The following is a 15572-nucleotide window of genomic DNA, read 5'->3' as shown; positions in this document are numbered from 1 at the left end:
CCTGCAAACTACTAATGGTAAAAAGCATTTTTTGAACCGAGCAACAGAACAAGTATTCAGCTGTACTTGCGTCGCACACTTGTACTTTCAGATTATATATTCAACTTTAAACAGCCCCAACATCGCCATATGCGTGTATAGCATTACAAATTAACCGCAGCGAATCTTCCAGGTTTCCATCAGCAGTTTTAAAAGCATCTGCATCAATAGTAAGTGGCGCACCCAATACTACCAGTGGTGCACCAAATGCTGGGCACTGAATAGCTTGTTCTAAAGACAAACCGCCAACTGCCTGCACAGGAATATGTACTGCATTTACTACATCCCGCAGCTGATCTAATGGACTTGGCATTCGCATGCCACGTGCGGCAATCCCCCTGCGTTCATCGTAGCCAATATGATGAATTACATAATCGCAACCCAGGTCTTCCAGCCATTTGGCGGCGGCCACCATATCCTCGCAACCAAGATTATCGCCCATCACTTTTACACCAAAATCACGGCCGGCATTTACCACACATTTTATCGTTTCCTCATGGGCACGGGCCATTACAACCACATGGGTAGCACCTGCTTTTGCCATCATTTCTGCTTCCAGATAACCGCCATCCATGGTTTTAAGATCTGCCACTATGGGCACACCGGGAAATGCTTCCCTTAACAATCTAACCCCGCGAAGGCCTTCGGCCAGAATTAATGGTGTACCGGCTTCCAGCCAATCTACACCGGCCCGCATCGCCATGGCTGCCGTTGCTAAAGCTTCATCAATATTGGTAAGATCGAGTGAGATTTGAACAATAGGTTTCATATTCTACAGCAGTTAAAAAATGCTTTTTATCGTTAGAAGAAGCGGGCGTTTACGCATTTAAAGATATAAGATTAGCACAGAGGAAAAATAAAAATTTTATACCATAAACCGATGTAGTCAATTATTATTCATAACAGAAGGCAAACTACCAAATTTGCTTTTTCTTTAAATAAATCACCTACATTTCTGAAGTTTTAATGATTCTCAATAAAAGTATTTGCCATAATTTAATTCTCTGTTCTTTTAGAAATGTGTACAATTTTAGGATGAGAAATATTTCAGGTTACCTGCACCTGCAAGAAGGAATTTTTTGTTTTGCTTTCAGCTATAAAAAAAATTATAATAACAATGAGTATACATTTCTTACAATTGCCTCCGGAACCTTTAATTTTAGTGTATATCATTCCAGGCTGTTAAAAGCCCCTGACAGGCTTGAACGCACAAGTGTGCGACGCAAGTACAGCTAAATTGAAAACCATAGCCGGGCTACAATGAAATATTGCCTTTTATTTTTTTAAAATAAACCAACCGACATGGTAAAAATTAATGCGCATTTACCGGTATGGCTGCTATTTTTTATAACAGCCTGCCACATGCCCACAGATAAAAAAGATTTGGCAAAAAATTCAGGTAATTTACCAATAAAAGAATTTGTTTTTAGCAATAACCATAGTTTTAAACAATGTCATGCATCATCCTTGCTGCACCTAAAGAATGGCATGTTTTTATCGGCGTGGTTTGGTGGTACAGAGGAAAAAAACGACGATGTGGGAATTTGGTTTTCTCGAAGGGTAAATGGACAATGGGAAGCCCCCCGTGAAGTAGCAAAAATTAATAATGATGCCCATTGGAACCCGGTATTGTTTCAATCGCCAACAGGGAAAATATTTTTATTTTTTAAAGTTGGCAAAGAAATAGACAGTTGGGAAACCTGGGTGCAAACCTCTACCGATGATGGTACTACATGGTCGGTGGCCAATGAGTTTGTAAAAGGCGATAAAGGTGGCCGTGGGCCGGTAAAAGACAAACCCATCATATTATCGGATGGCAGCTGGCTGGCAGGTGCCTCACATGAGGCAAATGGCTACCATGTTTTTGTTGACCGCAGTATAGATAGCGGTAAAACCTGGACCGCCACGCCCTACTTGCCTATTGGCGATACCAGCTTGCTAAACAAAGAATTGATTCAGCCAACGCTTTGGGAGTCTGCACCCGGCCAAATACATATGCTATTGCGTAGCAGCGAGGGTTGTATTTGTCGCAGCGACTCAAAGGATTATGGCTACACCTGGGCTCCGGTGTATAAAACAACCTTACCCAATCCAAATAGTGGTATAGATTTAACACAACTGGCTGGCAATATGTTGGTGCTGGCCTATAACCCCGATAACAAAAACGATGGCGACAGAGCCCCTTTGCTGCTGGCCATTTCGTACGATAATGGTAAAACCTGGCCACAACAATTAAACATTGAAAACGGCAAGGGCGATGATGAATTTTCTTACCCCGCCATTATAAATTTTGGCGACACGGTAGCGCTTACCTATACCTGGCAACGAAAAAATATTGCCTTTTGGATGGGAACAAAAAAAGATATTGCCAATGGCCATTTTGGTAAAAAACAATAATACCTTTTATTAGCCAAACAAATTAATACAGTGCAGCTTTACTTGCGTCGCACACTTGTGCGAAAGAATAGACTTGGGCTGTTGGCAAAATGCTAAAAGCAAATTGAAACTTTCATGATAAAAGTGAAATATGTACAATTTATTTTTCACGAAATTCTTTAGGCGTCATCCCACATTTAGATTTAAAAACAGTAGAAAAATAGGCAGGGGAAGCAAAACCAACTTTATAGGCAATTTCTGAGATAGATAATTTTCCTTCGTTTAAGTAGTATTTTGCTTTTTGTATACGGGTATTTAAAATAAAATCATTCACATTATAACCCAGTAAAGCTTTTACCTTTCTATATAATTGAATTCGAGATACACCGATAATGTTACAAATTTCATCTATGGTAAAATTTTCGTTCCCAATATTCGATTCTATAGTGGAAGTAAATTCATTGATAAATTTTCTATCCAATTTTCTAGGGTTCTGCGTTTTAATTTCTGATGAAATTTCACTTGTATAATGTTCTCTAAGCAAATCGCGGTTTTTCATTACGCTCTTAATAGTTTCCTCTAAAAGCTGAATATTAAATGGCTTTAAAATATAAGCATCTGCCATACTTTTCATGCCTTCAATTTGTTCCTCCACCTCAATTTTAGCTGTTAATAAAATAATAGGAATGTGCGATGTTCTTATGTCATTTTTTATGGTATTAGTAATAGAAATGCCATCCTTTCCGGGTAAAATCACATCAGAAATGATTAGATCAGGCACGTTATCATATGCCTCCTGCAATGCCGTAATACCATTATCTGCCATAAGCACCTGATAACCCGTTGAAAGCCTGTTTGCCAGAAAATTTCTCAGGTCTGTATTGTCCTCAATTATCAGAACAGAATGTTCAAGAGTATCGTCATCAGAGCTTTTCTCTTCACTTGAAAAATTTGTTTTATCAGTCTCACTGGTATAAATTCTTTCGTCGTAATACATTACTTCACCTGCCAATTTTTCCTTTAATATTTCATCGTCCTTCAAATGCTTTGTACCAAGTGGCAGTTTTATTTCAAAGCAAGTGCCTTTATATTGCTTACTGGTAACAGAAAGCTCCCCATGGTGTAACCCAATTAATTCCTTGGAAAGTGAAAGGCCTAATCCACTGCCCTGCTGATTGGTAATACTGGCTTGATAAAATAATTCAAATGCATGCGCTGCTACCTCTTGCGACATTCCAATCCCATTATCCTCCACTTTCAGAATGGCCATTCCATCGGAAACATTTTTCTCAAGTGTAATATGGATATACCCATTATCATTGGTGAATTTAAACGCATTGGAAAGAAGATTAAATATTACTTTATCCATCATCAACTTGTCAAACCATACCAGAATGCTGCGTTCTTTTGTAATTATTCTAAAATCAATATTTCTTTTTTTTGCCAATGCGATAAAAGCACCTGTAATTTCAGGCACAAAAGATACCATGTCATTTTCAGAAGCATTAAGCTGCATTTTGTTTACTTCAATTTTTCTAAAGTCTATTAATTCATTGATTAACCTTAAAAGCCTAATGGTATTTTTCTGTATTAGGTTTAAATATTCCCTGGTGGTAAAATGTAATTTGGGATTACTTAACAACTCTTCCAGTGGGCCAAGTATTAGTGTTAGCGGTGTTCTAAATTCGTGAGAGATATTGGTAAAGAAATTTATTTTGGCTTCAGAAGCTTCTTTTGCTTTATTTCCTAAAACTATCAGCTGGTCACGCTGGCTTAGTATTTCCTCATTTTGTAAAGCCAGCCTTGCGTTTATCTTCCTATTTTCCCGGAGGTAATAAAACAATATAGAACCCATTAATAATGCCAGCGCAAGTGAAACTGAGATGGCGTAAATAATATTGGTTTGATTATTTGTAATAATAGCCTGGTTTTCAATTTTTTTCTGACTTCTGTCAATATCTTTTTGAAGTGCTGATAACTTGTCGTTTTGAAGTCTCATGATCCTTACATTCGTGGAATCAATAATGCTGGTGGCTAACAGATTCTCTTTTTTATAAGGTTTATGCTCTAATATTTTCAGCGCTGTTATAATGGCTTCCTGTCCGCCTGTAGGATACAAAACAGTGGCGGCCAGAAACTTATTAGCTACCATACCCATTCCTAAACTATCCAGCGGAAGGCCATCAACACCTATGATCTTTATTTTTTTATCAACGCCTGTTTGTTTACATATTTTATACACGTCTAAAGCAATGTAATCACTCTGAGCAAAAATCAGGTCAATCTTCTTTTCAGTTAGTAAAGTGTGGGCTAATTTCTTTTGATAATCGACAGTGTGGTCTTCCAGTTTTTCCAGATAATTGATACCAGGTTGCTGCGAAATTATATCCATAAATCCCTTATGCCTATCTATAAAAGGTGATGCATCAGATAGACCCATCACTTCAATTACATTACCTTTTCCATTTAATATAGATACCGCATACCTGCCTGCATTTTGACCCACTTCATAATTAGAGGCTCCTATAAAAGCGGTATATTTTTTTGAATTGATTCCCCTGTCTACCAAAACCACAGGTATGCCGGAGTCGAATATTTTTTCAATACTGGAAGACAACGGCTGGATTTCATTAGGCGATACAATTAAAAGGTCAATATTCAGGTTTACCAGTTCGTCTATTTGCTCCAGTTGCTTTTTACTGTTGGCCTCTGCATCCCGGTATATAAACTCAACATTATCATGAAAGGCAAGTTCTCTTTTCATTTCTGCCAACATGGTTTTTCTCCATTCGTCTGTACCCTGGCATTGTGAAAAGCCTACTCTGAACAACTTTTCCTTTTTCTCACTGGTACAGGATATGGCACTAAGCAAAAAAAATATAGCAAACAGCAATCCGACAAGCCTTAAAAATCTCAAATAAAAAAAAGCTTTTTTCATATACTATTAATGAAACTATAATGGCAATTATTTAAAGGTAGTCCTAGTAAAGTAATAAAAAATCAATTTCTTCCACACTTGGGCCAAAGAACAAACTCAAAGATTTTCAAAATTGAAACAGGATTGAAATTCCATGTTACAAATTCGAAAACGCCTTTTAAAAAAAATTCCATTTGAAATATTAACCAGTTGATAATCAACACAAAATAACAATCATCCTCTATGTACAGATTTAAAAGATTTTGATGCCGAATTGAAATAATTTTTTTACAGCAAAGTCTACTTTTCAACCTCAAACGCCTGCTATATGAACAAAAGAAAAGTAATTCTCTGGTCACTTACCGTTGCAATGGGTGGCTTTCTATTTGGCTTCGACACTGCTGTAATATCAGGTGCCGAAAAATCCATTCAGCAATATTGGCAACTCAATTCCTTTCAGCATGGCTTAACTATTTCCATTGCACTAATAGGCACTATTATAGGTGCCATGTTTGGCAGCATCCCCTCTGATGCAATTGGCCGAAAGCAAACTTTATTTTTTGTAGCCATATTTTATTTGGTGGCATCCTCAGGTACTGCACTTTCACAAAACTGGTATTTATTTCTTTTCTTTCGCTTCTTAGGCGGCTTGGGTGTAGGAGCATCATCCGTAACTGCACCTATATATATATCAGAGATTTCGCCGGCAGACTCACGTGGCAGGCTTGTTGCCCTTTTTCAATTTAATGTAGTTTTTGGTATTCTAATTTCCTATTTCTCTAATTACCTTATTGGTGCATCCACCGAAACATCATGGCGGTGGATGCTGGGGGTACAGGCTTTTCCATCTATCGCCTTTCTTATACTTATAAGACTTGTTCCCGAAACCCCACGGTGGCTTATCCTTCATAAAGGCGATTTTGAAACAGCTAAAAAAACATTGCAAATTATTAATCCCACCACCTACGAAAAAGATTTCGATTCCATTATGGCGGGCCACGAGCACGATGCAGAAAAGCATGTAAAAGAGCCTCTGTTTCAAAAGAAATATAATTTCCCCATCATTCTGGCCGTTTTATTTGCCATCTTCAACCAGGTATCAGGTATAAACGCTATCATTTATTATGCACCCCGTATTTTCGAAATGACCGGCCTTGGCGAAAGCTCTTCGCTATTATCCACTGCAGGTATCGGCTTAGTCAATTTTATTTTTACACTCCTCGCCATCAGGTTTATAGATAAGGTAGGCCGCCGCAACTTAATGTTCATCGGTTCAATTGGTTTAATACTTTCTTTAAGTCTGGTTTCTTGGGCATTTTTTACAGAAGATTTTGGCGGGTATACCATTATCATTTCCCTGATAATTTTTATGGCATTTTTCGCATTCTCACAAGGAGCAGTTATTTGGGTTTTTATATCAGAAATCTTTCCTAATCAGGTTCGTGCAAAAGGTCAAACCCTGGGTAGCGTTACCCATTGGATTATGGCCGCAGGCATTGCTTTTATTTTCCCAACACTTACAGAAAAGCTTGGAGGCGGAACAACCTTTTTATTTTTTGCATTAATGATGGTTTTGCAACTGCTTTTTGTTTGGAAAATGATGCCCGAAACAAAGGGGCAATCCTTAGAACAAATTGAAACGGCGATGCTGTTGCACTGATAATTAAAAACAAAAAAAATTATAAATACAAAAATATGAAGCAGGCATTTTGTTTTCATGGCATCGCCTCTTGCGTCGCACTCTTGTACGTCCAGATTATTGGGCAACCGCAGCGTAAAATTCAAGGTGTACAATAGTGAGACGTAAGAAACGGTCAATTGTAGCAATGCAGCCTAGCTAATAACCATTCAGGAATTCATCACTCAATTTTTAAACAATAAAAGCACGCTAATGAATAAAAATGAAATCACTACAATCAAAGCAAATATTTCTAACTATAAAACCAAACTAAAATTTAATCGTATGCGAAAAATGCTAATGATTACTGCTCTGATACTGCTCTCACTGGCAGTATTTGCCCAGCAAAAAAAAGTGACTGGTACAGTCGTTGAAAAAAGTTCCCGTATACCGCTGGCAGGTGTAACAATCCAGTCTAAAAAAGACAAAGTTAGTACGGATAGTGCCGGTGCCTTTGCATTGAACGCCGACATTGGCGATGTGCTTCAATTTTCATTTGTTGGTATGAAACCTGCAAACGTAAAAGTTACCAATGCTTCAGGTAGCATTGAGGTGGAACTAGAAGCTGCTGCAAATGACCTGAACCAAATTGTTGTTACCGGATATACAAGCCAAAGAAAACAGGATTTAACTGGTGCAATTGCGGTGGTAGATATGGCCCCTGTAAAAAACAATAGCTCAGGAAATACTATGCAGGCATTACAGGGCAGAGTTGCTGGTTTGTATATTGAAAAAGATGGTTCGCCAAATGGTTCAAATAGCAGGATATTGATTCGTGGTGCCAATACACTGGGCAACAACGACCCACTTTATATTATTGATGGCATTCCAACAACAAGACCAGAAGTTTTTCAAAATTTAAACCCTGCTACCATAGCTTCAATCCAAGTATTGAAAGATGCTTCTGCAGAATCCATTTATGGTGCCCGTGCCTCAAACGGTGTTATTATTGTTACTACAAAAAATGGCGGCAATACCAACGGCAAGGTAGATTTCCAGTTTAATAATAGCATTTCAAGTCAGTCAGAAAAATCAATGCGTTTCAAAATGCTTAATTCACTTGACAGAGGTAAAGCGCTATGGCAGGCATCAGTGAATGACGGGCAGGACCCTGCCGCAGGCTATGGCGAAATTTACGGTTTCGACTGGAACAATGATTATGCAAACCCTGTATTAAATTCAGTAACAGTTAAACCTTTTGTTGGCGGCGACCCAAATACGCCTGCTGGTAATACTGACTGGCAAAGTGTAATTTATAAAACAGGTTATGTAACAAACAATAATTTAACCATTTCTGCAGGTAACAAAAATTCATCGGTACAAATGAACTTGGCTTATCTGCATAATACAGGTATGCTAAGATTCACAGGGTATAATCGAGTAAGCGGAAGTATTAATGCAGTTACAAGATCGTTTAACAACAAAGTAATATTTGGGCTTAATCTTAACGTAGCTAACTCTAATGAAACATTAACTGCCCGCGATATTGGCGGCGCTGCTACAACATTTTTGGCTGTTACCCTTGCACCCACCATTCCTGTTTACCAGAAGGATGGCATTTCGTATGCAGGGGAACTAGGTGCTGGTTATTCTGACAGGAATAATCCTTTACACATGCAAGATTTAGCCAAATGGAACAATGCAAACCGGCTGAGTTCTTTCGGTAATATTTTCGTGGAAATACAACCCATCAAAAATTTATTTTTCAAATCAAATATTGGTGCGGATGATGCGAGGTATTTGAATAAAATTATTACACCCACTTTTACAGAGGGCGCATTAAGCCGCACCACCAACAGCCTTTTCTTTGATCAGAACCATTATTTAAGCGCTACTTTTTCTAATACACTACGCTACAATTTAAAGCTGAATGATAATAACAGTTTTAAATTTTTGGTTGGTACAGAATACATTAAAACCGATCTGGATTTTGGCACAACCAAGAAAGAAGGCTATGCACTTCAAACAGAAGATTACTTTACACTAAACGCAGGTACCGGTAACACAACGGTTACTGGTGGTTCTACAGGTAATAGATTATTTTCACAATTTGGGCGTATTGATTATAATTATGCTGATAAATATTTAGCTGCTGTTACTGTTCGCCGGGATGGTTCTTCCCGTTTTGGAGCCGATAACCAGTATGGTATATTTCCTGCTGCCTCCGCAGGTTGGAGAATAGACAAAGAAAATTTTATGCAGAAGAATAATTTTTTCTCTGAATTAAAACTAAGGGCAGGCATTGGCCGTGTAGGTAACCAACAGATTGGCGATCTGGCACGTTTTGGTTTGTTTGATACGAGATATGGAACTACCCTTGCGCAACTTCAGGGAGGTTTTTGGGAACAGTATATGAATATTGGTACTGCTTATTCATTATCAGGTACTAACACGGGTACACTTCCATCAGGTTTTGTTCAAACACAGGCAGCTAACTCTGCGCTTAAATGGGAAACTACCGATGAAATAAATGCAGGTCTTGATTTTTCCATTTTAAAAAATAAGCTTTACGGATCATTCGATTATTTCACGAGAAAAACTACGGGCATATTAATTACACCACCTGTTGCATCTGCATTGGGAGAAGGACAATCAAAAACAGTGAATGGTGCATCAAAAAGCAATAAAGGCTGGGAGTTTGTAATTGGCTATCAAGGTGAGAAATCGGGAGATTTTCATTATGATGTGAAACTAAATTTCGCCCATTTTAGAGATCAAATAACCGAGTTACCTGAAAATGTACGCCCTGCCTATGCAGGCAACCTGGTAAATACAATTATAGGCCATTCTCAATTTGACATTTTCGGTTATAAAACAAATGGTCTTTTCCAATCTCAGGCCGAAGTAGATAAAGCTCCAACACAAATAGGCGCAGGTCCCGGAAGAATTCGTTATGTAGATATAAATAACGATGGCGCAATAAATGACTTAGACAGAACATGGATAGGTACTACACTACCTAAAATGGAGTACGGTTTAAGAGTGGATTTTACATACAAAAAATTTGATATGTCATTATTTGGTTCAGGAGTGGCAGGAAGAAAAGGTTTTGATGTATACACACTATTCAACAATCTGATGAAAAGCAGGGAAAATGTAGGACCCGGTGTATTTAATGGCTGGACCCCCACCAACACAAATACCAATGTACCTGCACTTACACTTAAGGACAACAATAGCGAAGGACGTACTTCTGATTATTTTATAGTTAGTACATCATATTTTAAAATGCGCAACATACAACTTGGGTATAATCTAACTCCAAAGGCTGTGTTTTCAAGATTACATTTTTTTGCAATGGCCGAAAATTTATTCTGGTTCAAGAGCAAGAGCTATCTAAGCCCCGATCCAGAAAGAATAGATCTCGATCCTGTGCCGATACCCAAAACATTTACGTTGGGTATTAATGCGTCTTTTTAAAATTTAAAAATAAAAACAAAATGAAAAAATTAATTATAACTGCATTTATTACGTCTAGCCTTTTGTTTTTTAGTTCGTGTAAAAAGGCTTTGGATTATACACCTACAGGTGTACTCTCATCTTCAGATTTAGGTTCGCCTACTGCCATTGAAGGTCTGGTTACTGCTGCGTATGCTGCTATTGGGAATGGCGATATGATTGGGCCAATTTACAGCAATTGGGCTTATGGCAGTGTTCGTTCGGATGACGCCTATAAAGGCGGTGGAGGTACAGGTGATGTAGGCGAAGTTGATGCACTGGAACATTACAATTTAGTAACACCAACAATGGGCGCATTTGTTACACGTTCATGGCAAAACCTTTTTAAATCTATATCAAGAGCCAATGTTGCCTTACGTGCAGTAAATACACTTGATGAAACAACTTTTCCACAAAAAACAACAAGGCTGGCAGAGTTAAGATTTCTAAGAGCGCACAGTTATTTTACGATGAAGCTGCTCTACAAAAACATTCCCATTTTTGATGAAAATGCAACAGATGCAGATATACTAGCAACTTCAAATGAATTAAGCAATGAAGAATCCTGGAATAAAATTGCAGCTGATTTTCAATTCGCAATAGATAATTTACCAGAAACCCAAGACGCCCTAGGGAGGGCCAATAAATTTGCCGCAGAAGCTTATCTTGCCAAATTAAGATTATACCAGGCTTATGAGCAAAATGACCAACATCAGGTAACTTCAATCAATCAATCAAGATTGCAGGAAGTTGTAACATTAACTCAGTCAGTTATTGCATCTGGTAAATATTCTTTAAGCAGCGATATTGCTGATGATTTTTTACCTGAAACCGAGAATGGGCCTGAGTCAATTTTTGCTATTCAGTTTACCATCAATGACGGTACTACAGCTGGCAGAATGAGCTTTGAGGATGGTTTAAATTATCCACATGGTGCACCGCAATACGGTTGCTGCGGTTTTCATGCAGCAAGCCAAAACTTAGTTAATGCGTTTACTACAGATGCAAATGGTTTACCAAATTTTGAAACATTCAACAATATTATTGCTGATTTAAATACTGCAACAGTTGATCCCCGTCTCGACCATACAGTAGGTATTGACGGACACCCCTATAAATACAATCCTGCGTTGCCTTTTAGCAACAGCTGGGTACGTGACCCTGGTGTATATGGTAATTTTCATACCATGCGTTACCAACAACTGGCAACTAGCTCCTCCTATTTTAAGCTCGGGCCATTTATGGGTACAGCCAAAAATTACGATGTGCTACGGTATGATGATATTTTATTGATGCAAGCAGAAGCATATATTGAATTAGGCCAGCAGGACCTTGCAAGGCCATTGATAAACCAAGTAAGGAACCGGGCTGCCGCAAGTACTGGAAGATTGAAAAAACTTGATGGCACTTTTGCTTCTAATTATAGTTGCAAAGAATATCCCGCTGAAGGATGGACTCAGGATTATGCACGAAAAGCTTTGCAGTGGGAAAGACGCCTAGAGTTTGCTACCGAAGGCCCTCGCTTTTTTGATCTGGTAAGATGGGGAATTGCCGAGCCAACTTTGAATGCCTATATAAACGTTGAAAAAAACAGGAGGACGTTTTTAGCAACAGCAAAGTTTACTGCAGGCAGAGATGAGTATCTTCCCATACCACAATCCGAGATAACTTTTACCAACGGATTATATAAACAAAATCCAGGGTATTGATATTTTTGTTCAAAGGTTTAGCCCTTAAACACTTTTACTATCATTGCTTATGCGCTGAAACATAATGATGAAGAATAAAAATCAGAAAGTCAGGAGATTGAAAGTCAGAAAGAAGTAAATTACGATTTATTTCTGTCTTTCCTTATTTCCTGTCCTTCTGTCTTGATGCACATTGATTCTAACGTACAAGAGTGCGACGCAAGAGGTGATGATAAGTGATACTAATGCACGGTACTAAAATTATTACTTTATTTTTTTTGATTTTTCAGGGGAAGGGCGGAATTTTAATAAAAGTCATAAGCAAGCAGTTTTTCCAAACCTTCCCCTTTTTTAAAATATAATTATGAAACATTTTTTTTACCTCTTAATTGTAACAAGTGTGTTTATGTTTGAAGCGTGCAATAATGAACCCACTATGAACTCAGAGGATTATGGTAATAATACCGTTTCGTACAGACCCCTGTACCATTTTACCACAGACTCTAACTGGATCAACGACCCCAATGGTTTGGTATATGCCAATGGTCAATATCATTTGTTTGCGCAATACAATCCACAGGGCGATAAATGGGGGCATATGAGCTGGGCCCATGCCGTAAGCACCGATCTTTTTTCATGGTCTGAATGGCCACTGGCTATTCCCGAAATACAACATGCAGACAGTACCACCACCATGATTTTTAGCGGTAGCGCAGTGGTAGATAGTTTTAATACCAGCGGCTTTGGTATTAATGGCCAGCCACCAATGGTAGCCATTTATACTTCACATGTAGATAAAGCCGGTACTGGCATTGCCCAACACGAAAGCCTGTCTTATAGTACCGATAGTGGCAAAACCTGGCAACCATATGCAGGTAACCCCGTGCTCGACTTGCATTTAACCGATTTTCGCGACCCAAAAGTATTTTGGTATGCACCAGAAAAAAAATGGGTAATGGCCGTGGTTAAACCACTGGAATATAAGGTGCAGTTTTATGCATCCGCCAATTTAAAAAACTGGACCCTTTTAAGCGAATTTGGAGGCATAGGTAATGTAGATAAAATATGGGAATGCCCCGATTTGTTTCCACTACAGGTAGAAGGCAGCAACGAAACAAAATGGGTACTAACCTTGTCAGCAGGCCACCAGCAAAAAGGGTTTATTGCCGTACAATATTTTATTGGCACCTTTAATGGCAAAACCTTTATTGCCGATAAACTTAATTATCCCCTTTATATAGATTATGGCAAAGATTTTTATGCCGGCATAACCTTTAATAATATGCCCAACACCGATGGCCGCCGTATCATGATAGGTTGGGCCAATTGCTGGAATTATGCCAACGATATTCCTACCAAAGGTTTTAGAGGAATATATAGTGTTCCAAGGGAATTAAGTCTGCAAAACACACCTGCCGGACTGCAACTTTTCCAACAACCGGTGGCAGAACTAAATGCACATGAACAACAACTATACAGCAATGCAGGCATTAATTTAAACAATACGGCACAAATGCTCGATTCAGCCAAAGGCACTGCGCTGGATATATCTTTTACCCTTGATGCGGCACAGGAAGCCGGCATACAGGTTTTTAAAAGCGGGCCCGAGCAAACAACCATTGCCTATAACAATATCACCAAAATAATCAGCATTAACCGCACCACATCAGGCGATACAAGTTTTAATACATCCTTTGCCAGTGTTGACTCGCTGCAACTACCCCCAACCACCCAAAAAATCAACCTCAGAATTTTATTAGATCAAAGTGTAATAGAAGTTTTTGTAAACAATGGTGCGTATGCATTAACCACGCAGGTATTCCCCAAACACAACCAGGGCAATATTGAATTGTTTGCCAAAAATGGCAAAGCCAGTTTTGAGGATATCAACATAAAACAGGTAAATAAAACTTTACACTAAAAGCAATAACATAAAAAAATTATGGTGTAAGTAGCCGGGTTATTAGCCCGGCTATTGTGTATTAATGCGGCTTTACTTGCGTCGCACACTTGTACTACAGTAATTAATGCAGCTGTAAGCAGCCTGTTAAACACACCAAAATCTACAATTCAACAATACCTGGACTATGAAAACCAATGGCCGTAACTTACCTTTACAAAAGCGTAAACAAAATATGCCATAAATGGTGTAATTTGAATGCTACCTTACCAATAATGCACTAATGTCAAAATCAAAACCGGTAGTAAGTACTTCTTTCAGTTACGAAACACTGGAAGAAACCTTAGATATAAAAGTAAGCGGCGCCAAGTTATTTATTGGTTTGCCCAAAGAAAATGCCTTTCAGGAAAACCGTGTGGCACTTATACCCGATGCGGTAGGCGTATTGGTAAATAACGGCCACGAAGTAGTGGTAGAAACCACCGCCGGCGAAGGCAGCAAATACAGCGATAACGAATTTAGCGAAGCAGGTGCCCGTATAGTATACGACAAAGCAGAAGTATACAAAGCACCCATATTAATAAAAAGTGCCCCCGTTTTAGAAGATGATCTGCCCTACCTGCAATTAAACCAAACCATCATTTCACCGCTTCATTTGCCGGTATTGAAAAAAAACATACTGGAAAAAATGATGGAAAAACGCATTACCGGTCTTGGTTTTGAAAACCTGAAAGACGATAGTGGCACCTACCCCATTGTACGTTGCATGAGCGAGATTGCCGGTAGCGCCGTAATGTTAATTGCCGGTCAATACCTGGGTAGTCCCAATAATGGCAAGGGTGTATTGTTAGGTGGCATTAGTGGCATTCCACCTACAAAAGTTATTATTATTGGAGCCGGTGTGGTTGGTGAATTTGCTACCAGAACGGCATTGGCATTGGGCGCATCAGTAAAAGTATTCGACAATAATGTTTATCGTTTAAAACGCTTGCAAAACAACCTTGGCGTAAGGGTTTGGACAAGTGTAATAGAACCTAAAATACTGGCCAAGCAGTTAAAAACCTGCGAAGTGGCAGTAGGTGCACTAAGCAATGAAGGTGGCCGCAGCCCCATTGTAGTAACTGAAGAAATGGTAAGCGCCATGCGCCCCGGCAGTGTAATTATTGATGTAAGTATTGACCGTGGCGGCTGTTTTGAAACAAGTGAAATTACTACCCACCAACACCCCACATTTTTAAAATACGATGTAATACATTATTGTGTACCCAATATACCCAGTGGTTTTGCAAGAACTGCCAGCCACGCCATTAGCAATGTATTAATGCCCTTATTACTCACCGCCAGCGATGAAGGTGGTTTTGATGAAATGTTATGGCATAATTTTAATTTACGTAACGGGGTATATTTATACAAAGGCCATCTTACCAATTTTTACATTAGCCAAAGGTTCGATATGAAATATACCGACTTAAACCTACTGATAGCCAGCCGCAGATAAAATACTGAACCAACTATTATATAACAAATCCGCTCAAC

The 15572-nt window shown here is 38.8% G+C and carries 8 protein-coding genes; 6 read left to right on the top strand and 2 right to left on the bottom strand.

Annotation, left to right across the window (positions count from 1 at the left end):
- Window positions 1–106: 106 nt before the first annotated feature.
- Window positions 107–808 carry an orotidine 5'-phosphate decarboxylase / HUMPS family protein gene (locus GD597_RS05280; RefSeq protein ID WP_171606774.1) on the bottom strand — a complete coding sequence of 234 codons (702 nt, stop codon included), beginning with the start codon at window positions 806–808 and terminating at the stop codon, window positions 107–109.
- Window positions 809–1401: 593 nt separating this feature from the next.
- Between GD597_RS05280 and GD597_RS05275 the strand changes: the two genes are divergently transcribed.
- Complete coding sequence (locus GD597_RS05275; RefSeq protein ID WP_171606773.1) at window positions 1402–2436, top strand: sialidase family protein; 1035 nt, start codon at window positions 1402–1404, stop codon at window positions 2434–2436.
- Between the two features lie 139 nt (window positions 2437–2575).
- Here GD597_RS05275 and GD597_RS05270 read toward each other — a convergent pair whose 3' ends face one another.
- Window positions 2576–5353, bottom strand: coding sequence for a hybrid sensor histidine kinase/response regulator transcription factor (locus tag GD597_RS05270; protein ID WP_171606772.1), 2778 nt, complete (start codon window positions 5351–5353; stop codon window positions 2576–2578).
- 307 nt (window positions 5354–5660) lie between these two features.
- Here GD597_RS05270 and GD597_RS05265 point away from each other — a divergent pair, with 307 nt between their 5' ends.
- The 5 genes from GD597_RS05265 to GD597_RS05245 all read left to right on the top strand — a co-directional run bounded on the left by GD597_RS05265 (window position 5661) and on the right by GD597_RS05245 (window position 15534).
- A complete protein-coding gene (locus GD597_RS05265; RefSeq protein ID WP_171606771.1) occupies window positions 5661–6992 on the top strand; it encodes a sugar porter family MFS transporter in 1332 nt (443 codons plus the stop codon).
- A gap of 231 nt (window positions 6993–7223) precedes the next feature.
- The gene (locus tag GD597_RS05260) at window positions 7224–10430 is read left to right on the top strand and encodes a SusC/RagA family TonB-linked outer membrane protein (RefSeq protein ID WP_216368512.1); all 3207 of its coding nucleotides are present in this window, start codon (window positions 7224–7226) and stop codon (window positions 10428–10430) included.
- A gap of 20 nt (window positions 10431–10450) precedes the next feature.
- Entirely contained in the window at window positions 10451–12157 is a 1707-nt protein-coding gene (locus GD597_RS05255; protein ID WP_171606770.1) for a RagB/SusD family nutrient uptake outer membrane protein, read from the top strand.
- A gap of 343 nt (window positions 12158–12500) precedes the next feature.
- Window positions 12501–14057 carry a glycoside hydrolase family 32 protein gene (locus GD597_RS05250; protein WP_171606769.1) on the top strand — a complete coding sequence of 519 codons (1557 nt, stop codon included), beginning with the start codon at window positions 12501–12503 and terminating at the stop codon, window positions 14055–14057.
- A 262-nt stretch (window positions 14058–14319) separates the two neighbouring features.
- Window positions 14320–15534, top strand: a complete 1215-nt coding sequence (locus tag GD597_RS05245; protein ID WP_171606768.1) for an alanine dehydrogenase — start codon at window positions 14320–14322, stop codon at window positions 15532–15534.
- Window positions 15535–15572: the final 38 nt, after the last annotated feature.

The organism is Limnovirga soli (assembly GCF_013106755.1).
GTDB lineage: Bacteria > Bacteroidota > Bacteroidia > Chitinophagales > Chitinophagaceae > Limnovirga > Limnovirga soli.
The sequence above is the reverse complement of the archived record's forward strand: the minus strand, read 5'-3'. Positions and strand labels throughout refer to the sequence as shown.